General features: G+C 42.6%; 17 protein-coding genes and 1 tRNA gene. 7 read left to right on the top strand and 11 right to left on the bottom strand.

What is annotated here, in order from left to right; genetic code table 11:
• Positions 1-28: 28 nt before the first annotated feature.
• The 4 genes from V7K31_RS16450 to V7K31_RS16435 all read right to left on the bottom strand — a co-directional run bounded on the left by V7K31_RS16450 (position 29) and on the right by V7K31_RS16435 (position 3981).
• Complete coding sequence (locus V7K31_RS16450) at positions 29-1162, bottom strand: hypothetical protein (RefSeq protein WP_335095386.1); 1134 nt, start codon at positions 1160-1162, stop codon at positions 29-31.
• A gap of 491 nt (positions 1163-1653) precedes the next feature.
• Positions 1654-2421: a phycobilisome rod-core linker polypeptide gene (locus V7K31_RS16445; protein WP_335095385.1), complete on the bottom strand. Its 768-nt coding sequence runs from the start codon at positions 2419-2421 to the stop codon at positions 1654-1656.
• Between the two features lie 400 nt (positions 2422-2821).
• Positions 2822-3367 (bottom strand): hypothetical protein, encoded by a 546-nt coding sequence (locus V7K31_RS16440; RefSeq protein WP_335095384.1) that lies wholly within the window; start codon positions 3365-3367, stop codon positions 2822-2824.
• Positions 3364-3981 carry a phycobiliprotein lyase gene (locus V7K31_RS16435; RefSeq protein WP_335095456.1) on the bottom strand — a complete coding sequence of 206 codons (618 nt, stop codon included), beginning with the start codon at positions 3979-3981 and terminating at the stop codon, positions 3364-3366. The genes V7K31_RS16440 and V7K31_RS16435 overlap by 4 nt, the downstream gene beginning before the upstream one ends.
• A gap of 317 nt (positions 3982-4298) precedes the next feature.
• Here V7K31_RS16435 and V7K31_RS16430 point away from each other — a divergent pair, with 317 nt between their 5' ends.
• From V7K31_RS16430 to V7K31_RS16420, 3 genes are all read left to right on the top strand, one after another.
• Entirely contained in the window at positions 4299-4466 is a 168-nt protein-coding gene (locus tag V7K31_RS16430) for an NblA/ycf18 family protein (protein WP_335095383.1), read from the top strand.
• 508 nt (positions 4467-4974) lie between these two features.
• Positions 4975-5532: a bleomycin hydrolase gene (locus V7K31_RS16425; protein ID WP_335095381.1), complete on the top strand. Its 558-nt coding sequence runs from the start codon at positions 4975-4977 to the stop codon at positions 5530-5532.
• 78 nt (positions 5533-5610) lie between these two features.
• A complete protein-coding gene (locus tag V7K31_RS16420) occupies positions 5611-6105 on the top strand; it encodes a bleomycin hydrolase (RefSeq protein ID WP_335095379.1) in 495 nt (164 codons plus the stop codon).
• Positions 6106-6331: 226 nt separating this feature from the next.
• On the opposite strand, the gene V7K31_RS16415 is transcribed toward V7K31_RS16420, so the two are convergent.
• Complete coding sequence (locus V7K31_RS16415) at positions 6332-6541, bottom strand: hypothetical protein (protein WP_335095378.1); 210 nt, start codon at positions 6539-6541, stop codon at positions 6332-6334.
• Positions 6542-6571: 30 nt separating this feature from the next.
• Here V7K31_RS16415 and V7K31_RS16410 point away from each other — a divergent pair, with 30 nt between their 5' ends.
• Complete coding sequence (locus V7K31_RS16410) at positions 6572-7180, top strand: HEAT repeat domain-containing protein (RefSeq protein ID WP_335095377.1); 609 nt, start codon at positions 6572-6574, stop codon at positions 7178-7180.
• Positions 7181-7525: 345 nt separating this feature from the next.
• Here the strand turns inward: V7K31_RS16410 and V7K31_RS16405 are convergent, their stop codons facing one another.
• The 4 genes from V7K31_RS16405 to V7K31_RS16390 form a co-directional block, all read right to left on the bottom strand.
• Positions 7526-7924 carry a helix-turn-helix domain-containing protein gene (locus tag V7K31_RS16405; protein WP_335095376.1) on the bottom strand — a complete coding sequence of 133 codons (399 nt, stop codon included), beginning with the start codon at positions 7922-7924 and terminating at the stop codon, positions 7526-7528.
• Entirely contained in the window at positions 7908-8207 is a 300-nt protein-coding gene (locus V7K31_RS16400) for a type II toxin-antitoxin system HigB family toxin (RefSeq protein ID WP_335095374.1), read from the bottom strand. The genes V7K31_RS16405 and V7K31_RS16400 overlap by 17 nt, the downstream gene beginning before the upstream one ends.
• A gap of 106 nt (positions 8208-8313) precedes the next feature.
• A complete protein-coding gene (locus V7K31_RS16395; protein ID WP_335095373.1) occupies positions 8314-9222 on the bottom strand; it encodes a HEAT repeat domain-containing protein in 909 nt (302 codons plus the stop codon).
• Between the two features lie 28 nt (positions 9223-9250).
• Positions 9251-9490 (bottom strand): hypothetical protein, encoded by a 240-nt coding sequence (locus V7K31_RS16390; protein ID WP_335095371.1) that lies wholly within the window; start codon positions 9488-9490, stop codon positions 9251-9253.
• A 286-nt stretch (positions 9491-9776) separates the two neighbouring features.
• On the opposite strand from V7K31_RS16390, the gene V7K31_RS16385 reads away from it, so the two are divergent.
• Together V7K31_RS16385 and V7K31_RS16380 are read left to right on the top strand one after the other, a co-directional pair.
• Positions 9777-10022: a hypothetical protein gene (locus tag V7K31_RS16385; protein WP_335095370.1), complete on the top strand. Its 246-nt coding sequence runs from the start codon at positions 9777-9779 to the stop codon at positions 10020-10022.
• A 37-nt stretch (positions 10023-10059) separates the two neighbouring features.
• Entirely contained in the window at positions 10060-11331 is a 1272-nt protein-coding gene (locus V7K31_RS16380; protein WP_335095369.1) for a HEAT repeat domain-containing protein, read from the top strand.
• Between the two features lie 290 nt (positions 11332-11621).
• Here V7K31_RS16380 and V7K31_RS16375 read toward each other — a convergent pair.
• Positions 11622-11693: transfer RNA gene (locus V7K31_RS16375), tRNA-Thr, on the bottom strand.
• 172 nt (positions 11694-11865) lie between these two features.
• Positions 11866-12564, bottom strand: a complete 699-nt coding sequence (locus tag V7K31_RS16370; protein WP_335095367.1) for an HAD family hydrolase — start codon at positions 12562-12564, stop codon at positions 11866-11868.
• 535 nt (positions 12565-13099) lie between these two features.
• Between V7K31_RS16370 and V7K31_RS16365 the strand changes: the two genes are divergently transcribed.
• The gene (locus tag V7K31_RS16365; protein ID WP_335095365.1) at positions 13100-13873 is read left to right on the top strand and encodes a glucosamine-6-phosphate deaminase; all 774 of its coding nucleotides are present in this window, start codon (positions 13100-13102) and stop codon (positions 13871-13873) included.
• Positions 13874-14009 lie beyond the last annotated feature (136 nt).

The following is a 14009-nucleotide window of genomic DNA, read 5'->3' as shown; positions in this document are numbered from 1 at the left end:
TTGACAAAAGTGCAATTACCTTAATGTCTTAATCATGTCCGCCGTGGATTTGAGTACCAGTAAGAAACCCAGTCTCTTTGAGCAGTAGCAGTAGTTCTGCGTGACGAAGTTTTGTGTCCTTCTGCTTATTTTCCCACATATCAGAAAAGAAGTCTTGCATCAGCGCAATTATGCTGCGGTATTTGACGATGCTGGCAACATAGAACTCATCTAACTTCATGTCTACATCAGAATGTATCTGCTCGATGTTGTTGAGTAATATAGACCTCAATTCATAAGGTTTTAAGCCTTCTTTTATGCCATATTTTTCCATCATCCTGCATTTATCGTTCTCCGAACATAAATCATAAGGCGCTCGAATTAGGTGACTAAGATTCCGCAGGACTTCGCCATAGTCGTAAAATATGTTCTGCTTAAAGAAAGACTCTTCATCTTTGGTCAACGTAAAACTCTTATCAAGTACCAAACCAAAATCGGTCAAATATATTTGCTCGCCGTCGGTGAGGATGTTACGAAAATGTGCGTCGAAGTGGATGATTCCCTGCGTCCTCAAAAAGGTAATCGTCGTACGTAAGTCATCCAGGGGTTTCTGAAGTTTGTTCGGGTTTAAAAGCAGCCATGTTTCCAGAATATGCGGTATGTATTCTAGAAACAGAACTAACTCATACTTGGCGTTCGCTCTATCTAACATATAATTCCCGGCGTTCGCACTATTGCCCCAGTACTCCATGTAAGCTTTTAGACGCGACCTATCCACATCCACACGCTGCCCGTTCAAGGGAATAATCCGATAATGGTACATCAGTGGGAAGCTGGCAATTGCCTCATCCAATACCCAGTTGGTCGTCTTGATATGAGTAACAAGTTCTCGGAAGACTCCAAAACCAGTGGAACCGAAGCCGTAATTGCAGTAAGTTGGCAGATCATAGAGGTTTCTGGTGGAGAACAGGTTGTCAAATTCGATATTTGTAACTGGAACACGTTTCACAAACACCTTGGATTCGCCAAGGACGATGGCGTGATTCATCCCCCAACCCGTGCTTGACTCATTTGATTCACTATTGTCAAACAGAGAACGCAATTGTGCATTATCCAACTGAGCAATTTGTGAACTGAGTTTGAAGTACTTCTTCCTTCTAGTTTCTATAGGATTCTTAGCCATTTTCCCCATCCAGCCACAGCATGAGAAACCCTTGGCACTATTTGATTCTACTCAAATGTGACTTTACTTAGTTTCAAATCTACTAAGCCGCGATCGGGCAAGAAAGTTAGGCAAAGTGCCTAAAGTCACAGCGAAACACTTTTTAAACAACTTCTAAGCTCGACTTTATCCAAAATTAAGAACTCGGTTTTATTTATCCGGCAAAAACCCTGGCTTTTTCGCAAATACTTTTTCCACGTCACAGATTCTTGATGAAGTTAAAAAAGTAAAACTACTGTCCCACAAAGGTTTCAGCAATAGCGATCGCCTAAGCGCAAAAATGGATAAAGTCGAGCTAAGACGTGCATCTAAACAAACAACTAGCGTGCATTAGACATGGGATAGAGTCTGTTTCACTAGTTATACCTAAATGAAACTTCTACATAACCCAAGACTTATGCACGCTATAAAATGATCAAAGCGATATAGTAGCCGCCGCCAACCAAAAATCGTTACCTAATTCCAGCAAGTTGCCGATAAGGTACAGATTTTTCGATATCGATGTTGAATGACGAGATCCTTTGTGGTGTATTGCCACTTGCATTGATACTTTGTGCCATACCTAAGAACAGAGATGGATCTCCAGCCTTGGGCTTTTGCTCTTGTGGAAGGAATCTGCGTACTTCGACCTGCCAAATGATTTGGGGGAAACCCAGTTTAGCACGGTGGTAATCTTCGTATCGCGGAGATTTAATGTTGAATGGCAATTCACCTTCAGATTGAGATGGCAGTATCCGACGGCGTTGATAGGGCACTGTAGAGTATCCAAAATTGCTCAGGTACTCTTCAGTGTTGAGAACTTCATCAATAAAGCCGACAATACCCTTGGTAGCGACTACAATTGACCAAGCGATTTTTTCCCGCTCGTTGTATGGGTCGCGTCCTAGAACGCGCTGAATTACTTGCTCAACAAAGCGATAATTATTGTTGAGGTCGTAGAAGCTTTTCTTAAAGGTATTGGAAAGAACCAACCCACGAATAAAGTCCCGCACTGTAATTTGTCCATTACGGAGTTGGGACTCTAAATATGTTTCGCGATCGGCTGCGAAAGCATAAAAGAAAAGTTGACGATATGCTGCTTCGATCAGATCACCTAAATCTGACGGAGAAAGTACATTGTCTGTATTAAAAATCCTGGGCTGTTCATCACCCGGTACTTCATATCCAGCTACACGCTGATTTTGACTTGAAGGGTCATACGTTAACAGAGGAATTGCCACTCTAAAGCCTCCATGTTCTTAATTAAAGTTAACAACTTTAAATCACATATTAAGGGAGTAGTTGTATCATAACTTCAGATTCTGATAAAATTTCACGAAACTTAACTAAGAGTGATTGAAGTATTCGTAGAAAGAAATATTAGCCTGCTGGATTTAACCAATAGCTAATCAATAAAGGGAGTGGAGCTTCCAGATTAATGGCTATGTATGTAAATGACTAAAAAACTTTGTTCACATCTTTCAGATTAGGAGATTGAGTTTCACTTTTTTTAACTGAAGCAAGAATTTTTAACATTTAAGAAAAGAAATTAATGAGAAATGGGGCATTGGGCATTGGGTATTGGGCATAGCTTATTAATTCTTCTCCCTCATCTTACCCTGCTTCCTGCCCCCTGCCCCATCAGCGACCTATCCAAAATTCCAGGGGATCTATGGTTGACTTACAGTGAGGCCAACTACGCAAAGTTGCTTCCATCCCTCCCTCCCAATAGGGTGGTTCCAATCCCAGTCCTAAACATAGATGAGATAGGATGCTAGCAAACTGTTGATTGTGACCAAAGTCTCCTAGATGGGCATGGGCGTATTCATGAACGACTACACCAAACCAGTCTCTAGGTGCAATTCGACCGACATCTATCAAAATGGTGATTGGATTTGTGAGAATGTTGCACAGACCATCTATGCCGAAGGATTGAGCTATAGGTACTGCAAAAATTTGGATGTGACGACGCTCTTGGGGATGAAAGCACTGATGACAAACTTCTAGATAGGTGTTGATCTGAGCGTTTACGGTGTTAATATTCTCGCCGATCCAAGTGCAAATGGGGATGCGATCGCGCAAGTTATCAAACACATCCACCATCCCCGGTTCTAGGGCTAGCCCCTGTACCAGATAAAGATAATCTCGCCCACGAGTAAAAGCATCGGTCTGCTTGAGATCATTCACCAGCCTAAAACGGAATAAAACTGTGTTTTTTCCCGAACATCCTCCCCAAGTCTTTCTGTTACTTCTTCTGTGCTGGCAACCTCAACAGAAGTTTCAATGCGGCTTTCTGTACAAAATGATGCAGTGCTGAAGCCGCCAAACCGTTTGACTGTACTGGTTCGCAGTCGCATATTTGGGCTGGCGAACCAGAATCGCTCAATGGAACTCATTGTTTCGTATTCGGTTGTCAACACTAGTCCATCTTCATCATCCATGTGAAAAAGACCGACTACAGGCATAATTTCGGCGTAGCCTCTTTCGCGGAGTAATTTGCCAGCCCTTGGGTTATCGCCATCAGGCACGATCGCAAATATGGTTTTCCCCTGATGGTTATCCTCACCCTCTCTATCCCAAGCCATTGTGCCTAGCCAACGCACACGCGACCCTCCGACTGAAAGGCTGGGGTCAATCTGATGATACTGGCACAGTTCAATGATTTCTGGATGATCGGCATCCAGAGTTTCTACCTGTATATCCGATTCTCCCGTCTCTGAGCGCTTGAACGCCAGATGATGAGTTGCACGTTGCGATCGCCATTTACCTGCACTTAGTTGAAAAAATTCCATTGCGTCTATCAATCTTCTGACTCCTATTTATGACTCCTGCGGATGATGTTTACCTTGTTTTTCTTTTTACAGTTGTTGGTATATAAACATTCTAAACATTACAGCCATTAGCGGCCAGCTTCAATAAATTCCCTACAAAGGGTTAGGTAAATGTATTTTTAGTAAATTGTAAACTTTTATTGTGACGATATCATATAGCTTGACAATGTAGACAGTTTAATATCTCAGTGCTATACTGGTAAGGAGCGATGTATATGACAGACTACGCGTTCGCACTAGCAGTAACAATAAATACCCTTCGATTCAGTCAATCCGAGGAGTCAATAATGGATTTCCCAATCGAATTAACCTTAGAGCAACAGTTTCGCTTAAAGAACTTGAGAGACCAGGTACAGAATTTGAGTCAAGAAGAGGCTCAGGAATTTTTGTTAGAAGTTTTACGTCAGATGATGGTGAAAGATAATTTGGTCAAACATCTGCTAAAACAAGCTTGATCAAATAAAAACAGAATATCCTTTCCTTAAGAATAAGAATTCAATAACATATAATTTATGTCCCTGGCTTACCTCACCCTCAATCCCTCTCCGATATATTGGAGAGGGAGGCTAGAGACAGGATGAAGTTTTGCATTTTATTTAATCCACGTTCCTTAAGACTTACGCAGTGACAGAGTTCCATTGAAATGCGTAAGTCTTAATTTTTTGGACATAGGGAACAAGAGGCAGAGGGGCAGGGGGAGCAAGAATTTTAGATTTTAGACTTCGGCGTGAGCGCTCAGTCGAACGCTTTTGAATTAAAGAATTGAAATTTAATCCAAAATTTAAAATCCAAAATCGAATTGCCCAATGCCCAAGATAAATATTACAGATTATTACTTTGTCTCTCATAGTAAAGACTAGGGTACTATTAATCCCCTATGTTTTTGTTTGGCTACTCACAGTTAATTCTGATTGAGAGATGCCAGAAATAATATCCGCCATTTGTGAATATTAAGGAGAACTCATGGTTCTTGATGCTTTTTCTAGAGCTGTAATTGCGGCTGATGCCAAAACCGCTCCTATCGGTGGTACTGACTTAGCAGCCCTTAAGTCTTTCATTGCTGAAGGCAACAAACGTCTTGATGCAGTGAATGCGATCGCCAGCAACGCTAGCTGTGCAGTTTCAGATGCGATCGCTGGTATTGCTGCTGAAAACACAGGTTTGATTCAAGCTGGTGGTAACTTATACCCCACTCGCCGGATGGCTGCTTGCTTGCGTGATGCTGAAATAGTTCTGCGCTATGTTACCTATGCGCTGTTGGCTGGTGATCCTTCCGTATTGGATGATCGGGCTTTGAACGGTCTGAAAGAAACCTACACAGCTTTGGGCGTACCTACTGGCTCTTCTGTACGGGCTTTCCAAATATTGAAAGCGATCAGCGTCGCTCACATCACCAATACCAACACTGAAGCTAACGGTGGTAAAAAGTTCCGCAAACTGGAAGTTGTTCAAGGCGACTGCTCTGCTCTAGCTGCTGAAGCTGCTAGCTACTTCGATCGCGTTATTTCTGCTCTGAGCTAATTGCTCATGGCTAAAGGCTATTAGCCAAGCAAACTGAAATTAAAACCCGATCAAATCTAATCTGGAGTATAAAAAGCAATGAAATCAGTTATCACTACGGTTATTGGATCTGCCGATGCAGCAGGTCGTTTTCCAAGCACCTCTGATTTAGAATCCGTTCAAGGTAGCATTCAGCGTGCTACTGCTCGTCTAGAAGCTGCTGAAAAGTTGGCTTCTGGTATCGATGCCGTAGCTAAAGAAGCTTATGATGCTGCCTTCAAGAAATATCCTTACTTAACCCAAGAAGGTGAAGCTGGCGACACTCAAGTTAAGAAAGACAAGTGCCTCCGCGACATCACGCACTACCTACGCTTGATCAACTATAGCTTAGTTGTGGGCGGTACTGGTCCTCTGGATGAGTGGGGTATTGCAGGTGCTCGTGAAGTTTATCGCTCTTTGGGTCTGCCCACAGCTCCTTATGTTACCGCGTTGACTTTCACTCGCGATCGCGCTTGCTCTCCTCGTGACTTGTCTCCTCAAGCGTTGGTTGAGTTCCGCTCTCTTCTCGACTACGTAATCAACTCCCTTTCATAATAATCGGGATTGACTAGATGTAGACGAGCGATCGTCATACTCTGAAACTCAGGGACTCTCAGTTTGTTGCTTTGCCTGTATCTGGTTGGGTGACATACTAAGAGTCCCTCAGTTGTAATTAACAGTCAACAGTTATATAGCAATACACTTGGGTTAGCGCCAAAAAGCTTAAACTGCGTAGGTTGGAGAGCCACAGCTTTAGAGACTAAAATTCAAAGTTTTTCTCTTAAAAAGCTACAGTGTACATACAAATCTCTTGTAATAACATTGCATCGGCTAACAATGCTATTGCATCAGCTGACAATGCTATTGCATCGGCTGACAATGCTATTGCATCAGCTAACAATGCCATTGCATCAGCTGACAATGCTATTGGATCAGCTAACAATGCTATTGCATCGGCTGACAATGCCATTGCATCGGCTAACAATGCCATTAGGGGATTGAAATAAGAAAATTTAATTTTATGACAATAGATTCTCTATTTGAACAGTTGAAACACCCCAACCCCAATCTACGGGAACGAGCTATGTGGAAACTGGCTGATGTCCGTGATCAAAATATTATTCTTCGCCTGATGGGTATTTTGGATGAGGAAGATGTCACCTACCGTCGAACTGCGGTAAAGGCGCTAGGTGCTATTGGTACAGATGCTGTACCGCTACTAGTAGAGTCATTAGTAAATAGCGATAATGCAACTATTCGGGGTAGTTGTGCGAATGCCCTGGCACAGGTTGCTGCGAACCATCACGATGTTTCTTTCCCAGATGAGGGCTTACAGGGATTGAAAACAGCGCTCAATGATCCTAATGCCGTTGTTTATATTGCATCAGTCATGGCGCTGGGTGAGATTGGTTCTCCTGCCTTTGAAATTTTGACTGAAGCTTTGAAAACAATAGATAATGTTGCGCTGGCTGTGGCGATCGTCAATGCACTCGGTTCGATGGGTGATATCCGAGGAGTGGAAGTGCTGACGGCATTGACAAATGATGAATCTGTCGATCCATATATTCGAGAGTCAGCAGTGAGTGCTTTGCCTCGATTAGATCAGGTGATTAATTATAAGAGAAGTTAGCGATCGTAGGACTTACGCAAAAATCGCCAAAAAGCTTAATTTATCATAGACACGTAGTGGGTTGCCGCAGGCTACCGCCAAGACGCCAACGCGCAGCGTCTCGTAGAGAAGAATCGTAGAGTGTGCGTAAGTCCTAGATCGCTCTGAAGTGCAACTACCTTTATTATCAATCGCAGTAGCACGGAAACATTAGATGAACAGACCTGACAATTCAGGTCATGTGGAAAAGCTAACGATTGACCTAACCCCCTAGCCCCCTTCCCGACACGGGAAGGGGGAAAATTCAAAGTCTCTCTCCTTGTAGGAGAGAGATTTAGAGAGAGGTTTTCCAGATACCGTGAAAAGTCAGATGAACAGGCTGGGTGTCACCTTGAAGTAATTTCCGAGTGCCTTAGCTTGTGCCTTACTAATCGGACGCTTACCATTCACAACCTCAGATACCACGCCACTCGACCCGATGATGTTCACCAAGTCAGCTTGACGGGTGTCACTGACTTCCATAATGTGTTTGAGAATTTCATGCGGTGCAGATTCATCCATTGGATAGTTCTCTGTCTCATACGCTTCAATCAGAATTACTATCAGCTTATGCAGAGCTTTTTCTTCTGGAGTCCGGTTCTTGGAAAACGTTAGACGCTCTGCCACAGCAAGGGCGCGATCATACTCCTCTTCTGTCTCAATCACCTTGGGAGCAACTTCAGCTAGTAGACTACTATAAGCAACTTGGTCAAAAGTAAGGGTCATTCTTCCATTTACCTTTGTTATATTCGGCATTGGTCAGAAAATATTTGTAGTAAACCGTTTGGTTTTCGTAGTCAATACCGACAATCAGGCGATAGTCATTCCCTTTGATGTTAAAGACAGTAAAATTTCCAACCGCTTCAGCATCCCGATAAATCTGACGAACCTCCTCCAAGTTTTGCCATTCTACTTTCTTGACCGTTGCGTACCAGTCGTCGATTTGCTTTTTGACATCGGCGTACTGGGCAGCATCAATACGGAGGTTACGAATCGCAATCAGATGCATTCGTCTCTACGTTCTTTGTCCATATTCATCAATCAACAAAAAACTAATTGCTAATTAAATACTCTCAAAACGAGAGGAAGATGTCAAGATGTAAACGCGCATCGCCCTATTTCCAAGCATCCTCCTCCAACTGTCTCTCAATTTGAGAAATTGCCAACTTGAATACTGCCTGAACCACTGCTTCCGCTTCTTTGGTTAATGCGGCTTGCAGAGGTTCTAAAGCAGCGCGATCGCCAATTTTCATCAATGCCAGAGCCGCCGCTTTTCGACTTTCACAATCGTCATGATGCAGTAACTCGACGAGGTTAGGAATCGCTGGTTGATAGGTGAGGCTGCCTAATGCTGCTGCTGCTTCACACCGCACAATTTCAGATGGATCGGTAAGAGCGTTAACTAAAATATTGAATGCTCCTTCTTGGGTTCCTTCTTCAGCAATTTTAGCGATCGCACCCACCACCGCAGCCCGAACTTCAGCCGAGTCTGAGTTAATCTCTTGATATAAATACTCCTTCGCCTGTGCCCCAATAAATCCCAACGCCCATACCGCGTGTCCTTTGGCGCTTTCTGGATACTCGGTTGACGCTAAGATTTTCAGCAATGCTGGCACAGCTGCCTCACCTATTTTGGCCAGCGCTCCCACGCACGAACCTTTCACTACTGTATCTTCATCATTTAACAGGGCGTTAACCAAAGTGGGAACTGCGATCGGATCAGCGATCAGTGTGAGAGTTTTAGCGCTAGCTCTGCGTACAACTGGGTTTGGGTGATTTGTCACAGCTTCCATTAACAAAGAGGTCGCTGGTTTGCCAATTTTACCCAACGCCTCTGCAAAACTCAACCGAACCATTCCCCGTGAGTCTCCCATACTCTCAACCATGCGCTTGAGTAACTCTTGGTCATCCGGGTTGAAGGTGTTTAAGCTTAATTGCTCACTGACTGCTGCAAATAAAGCATCAGTTTCTACATGCGACAGATTTAACAAATCCGTCCCGGATTGAGTTTTAGAGTTGAGCATATAACTTCTAGCTAAATTATCAAGATGATTAGTTGCTGATACTCAGAGAGGCTTGCTGATTTCGGAGTTCTTCAAGCGCAGAATCAATCTTGGCAAGCTCAGGCTCAAGTTTTGCTGTAACATTTACCCTCATCAACTTAGCCCGTTTTGCTGTTTCTGTAGTTTCTTGAACTAGACGTTGCCGATATTGCTCAAGTTCTGCAATAACTTCTGCGACATCTTGAGCGCTTATGTTATCGCTTGTTGTGAGTTTTGAGGTTTCATCCATAACTTTTGTTTCCTAAATGCATGTTTATATGAATAATGTGTGGTTAATATTCCAAAGAATGTTTGTATTTAGTGACTCGCTAAAGACCACCACTTAGCTGTTGCATACAACTGCATAATTGGCAAGAGGCAACTAACTAAATAGCTAACAAATGTATATATTCTGATCTTCTCAGATCGCGTTACCACTGGTAAAGCTTTTTGACGGAAATGTTCAAAAGTCGAACTCAATTACAACCTTAGGGCGATCGCTTTGGCTTGGTCACGATCCAAGCCCCTGGATTGAAATGGTGGATGGTTTTGTTCGTGTATGGTCAGACGGAGGAATGGATTCAATAGCCAGTGCATTTCACCTCGATTTTGAGCAATCCAGCTTCGAGACAGAACTGAGCAAAGTGCAGCAGGACTTGAGTACCTTCTTGGTAAAGATTGAGGCGTGGGCAAATGAGATAAAGTTTCTAGAACCTAGTAAGCTATCGTCTAAGTTTGACGAATGCTTTGCTATTTCTCAATCCCCACTGCTAGTACGATAGTAAACGTGACAATTATCCAAGAGCCATTTATAGATCAATGGATAAACGTTTTTTTAAAATGTTTGGGCTAACAGAAGAACAAGCGATCGCAATTATTGATACACCATTAGAACAACTTGAAGACGCTTCTGATAAGTATATTGCTGTTTCCCATTTAATTAACTTCCCCACTGAGCAATCGATCGCGGCTTTGGTACGGGCGATTGAAACCAGTAACCCTGATGAATTAGACCACCGGATTGTTCGACGCAAGGCTGTGGAAAGTTTGGGGCGATTGCAGGCTGAATCAACTTTACCTGTAATTCGGCAGTGCCTCAAAGATGATGATATTTATACTGTTGAAAATACCGTGTGGGCGATCGGGGAAATCGGCACTAAAGATCCAGAAATTCTTGAAGAGGTGGCGCAACTGCTCGATAAACCAGGGCAAATCTATCGAGTAATTATTCACACCTTAGCTAACGCTGATTATCAGCCATCCCTAGAACGTATAAAAAAATTTACCCAAGTTGAGGATGAACCTACCCGTAGTGCTGCGATCGCTACAGTTTGTCGTTTCACAGGTGACTACTCCCAAATAACTGAGGTGATGGCGCTGCTACAAAGTTCCAGCGTCAATGCACGGCGCAGTTCTATTCAAGACCTGATTGATTCATGCTACTACAAAGCCATCCCAGAAATCGCCCGTTGTCCTGTATCTCTGGTGTTCCGATTGCGAGGATTGCGGATGCTTTTGGATGCAGGTGTTCCCAGTGGTGAAATTACCTTTACAGAAATTCAACCTTACCTAGAGCAAGTGCTGTATGACCATCCCAACAACCTTGATTTAGTACATGAGTATGACCTTACCCCAGTACTAGATTTTGTGATTAACGAACTCTACGAAACCGATTTTGGACGCTGCTATTTAGCAACAAAAACCTTACTTGATATCTATTCACAAGAAGCACCAGCAGCACTCCTAGCAACTTATTCCGACAAGGCATATAACGATTATGGCGCTCATTATCATGTCATGAAACTTTTCGGCTGGCTGAAATATACTCCCGCCTACGATTTGTTAGTAGAAAACTTGCACAACCGCGAACCCCAGTTTCAGAAATCCCGTGCAGCGTGTGCGATCGCTCTTAGTGAATTGGGTGATTCACGAGCAATTGCTGAACTCAAAATTTGCCTAAATACGCCAATTTGGGATTTAAAATATGCTTGTTTATTGGCGCTAGACCGTTTGGGAGACTCATCCGGTCGGGAAATTTGCACTCATGATGCTGACTGGTTAATTAAGGCGAAAGCGACGAGTACTCAATAGTTAAGAGTTAGGAGTTATCCCTCTTCTGTCACTTTCCGTGAGGGCGATCGCTAGAAGCCTCATGAGGCAATCAATACAAGCTATACTATTAGAAAAAAATCGGTCTTGTATTTGTTATTAGAAAAGAATCGCGCGATCGCTTGCTATACAAAAGCTCTCGAATTTAGAAATGGTAAATGTCAAGATTAAGCATGAATTAAGGCAATTAAGCATAATATTAATGTCCCAAATCACGGTGGGTAAAAAGCTAAAAGCTTTTGTGGTGAAAGAACACGTTGTTTTTCCGTTAAAGCCAGCAGCGGGATTTGAACTCGCGACCTTCCGATTACAAGTCGGATGCACTACCACTGTGCTATGCTGGCAAGTTAGGCGATCGCTCTTAAATAGCAACCACAATTTCTTATTGTAGCATAATCAACTGATTTGTCTAGCTGCGATCGCTAAAAAATATCTGTCTCTTCAGAAATTTACCACAGAGCGACTGACTATATTAGCTTTATCAGTTGCTGTCGGGATTTTACATCCAAACGATCGCTATGGCATTCTATTGACTAATGGAGCGATCGCGCTTAAATTTGGCTCGATGAGTGAGTTTAGCAATGTCCACAACTGCAAATCAGTAAAATCTGAAATTGCCATAGATGCGCCAACTTCCTGCAAAATTTGCGGATCGTGGGTGGATGCTATACCAATAGTGCGGATATCTGCGCCCACCGCAGAACGAATTCCAGAGGGAGAATCTTCTAAAGCGATCGCTTCCTCTGCTGTAATCCCCAACTTATTCAGGGCAACTTGGTACGGTGCAGGGTCGGGTTTACCTGCAATACAATCATCCGCTAAAACAACTGTATGGAAAGCTTCTTTTATTCCCAAAACCTCTAGCATAAATTCTGCATTTAATCTAGGGGCATTAGTTACTAATGCACGTTTTAATTGATGTGTCTCTGTCCATGCTAGTAGTTCAGAAAATCCACTCAGTGGTTTAAGATTCGGGGCGAGTTTGCGGAAAAGCGCCTCTTTTTCCTCTGCAAATTTTTGTCCTTCTGCTGCTGATAATTGTGGCAGAATGTCTTTGACAATTTCTGGATTTAGCCGACCACTAATTCGGGATTTATAAAATGCTTCATCAATTTCTATGCTGTAATTTAACAGCGTTTCCTGCCAAGCTCGGTAGTGTATCGGGTCAGTGTTGACAATAGTGCCATCTAGGTCAAAGAGAATTGCAGCCAGCATGATTTTTCGGTAAAATGTAAATAATTGTTAACTTAATTTAAATAGTTTACATTGTTTTTTGTCTTTACAGGAATTATGTAGTGAAAACCTCAAACCTTGAACCCCCCTTAAAAAGGGCGGAACTGGAATCAAAGTCCCCCAATTTATCGGGGTATTTAGGAGGATCTAGAACTTTTGATACCGACAAGAGGACTTTTCAAACATCCTCTAAAATCTCACCCTGTCCTATCTTTAATCCCTCTCCTTAATAAGGAGAGGGACAAGTTTTACGTAGTAAAACCAGGGTGAGGTATCTCAATGGCTATGAGACTTAACTGTAAATTGCGTTCATAAAGACTTGTGTGTACACCGTAGCTTAAAAAGCCGATTGAGGATATCTTGTACGTAAGTCCTAGCTTAGTGATTGTTCTTTGGTCAATACAGGGCAAAAAGTTGCGCTAAATCCTAAAATCTATACTGGATCAGCCATGTAAGGGCAGACAGGTAGAGCTTATCAACAAACTGCCGTATAATTAATAACCTTCTGTGTAAGCAAATGCTAGCCGCTACAAACTTTTTTCGCGTTGATGATCTACTAGTGCAGATTTACAACTCTGAAGTCGAAATGGCTCAGGATGTTGCCGAAATTGCACAAAAGCATTTACAGCAAGTTCTCAAGCAACAGGATACAGCTGCTGTATTATTAGCAACAGGTAACTCCCAACTCAAATTTCTCGATGCTTTGATTGCATTGGGTGGTGTAGATTGGTCACGAATTATTTTGTTCCATTTAGATGAATATTTGGGAATTCCTGCTGACCATTCTGCGAGTTTCCGGCGCTATATGCGAGAACGTGTAGAGAAGCGGATTGTCCCTAAGAAATTTCACTATATAGAAGGTGATACATTGCAACCAGTGGCAGAGTGCGATCGCTATACTAAACTACTGCAAGCCCAACCAATAGACTTATGCTGCCTTGGTGTTGGTGAAAATGGACATTTGGCTTTTAACGATCCAGCAGTAGCAAATTTTCAAGATCCTTATAGCGTGAAACTAGTGAAACTGGATGAGATGAACCGTCAGCAACAAGTAAGCACAGGTCACTTTCCGAATCTAGAAACTGTCCCACAGTATGCTTTTACTGTCACCATCTCGACGATTTGTTCAGCTAAAAAAATTATCTCTCTCGCTCCAGAAAAACGTAAAGCGAATGTGGTAAAAGAGATGTTGCAAGGAGCTATAAGTACAGATTGTCCGGCTTCTATTCTCCGCCAACAATCCCAAGCAACGTTATTTTTGGACGTAAATTCTGCTAGTTTGCTTTCTTGAATTTCTCTCTGAATTCTCAGAGGATGTTTTAAAAGTATTTGGTGATGTATCAAGCTCAATGCCCAATGCCCAATACCCAATTCCATTACGTGAATGGTAAGATATAGCAATCCTATCTGAGTTGTGAAAATTACTG

It is taken from the genome of Nostoc sp. (assembly GCF_036917675.1).
Lineage (GTDB): Bacteria > Cyanobacteriota > Cyanobacteriia > Cyanobacteriales > Nostocaceae > Nostoc.
This window is presented reverse-complemented; position numbering and strand designations above follow the sequence as displayed.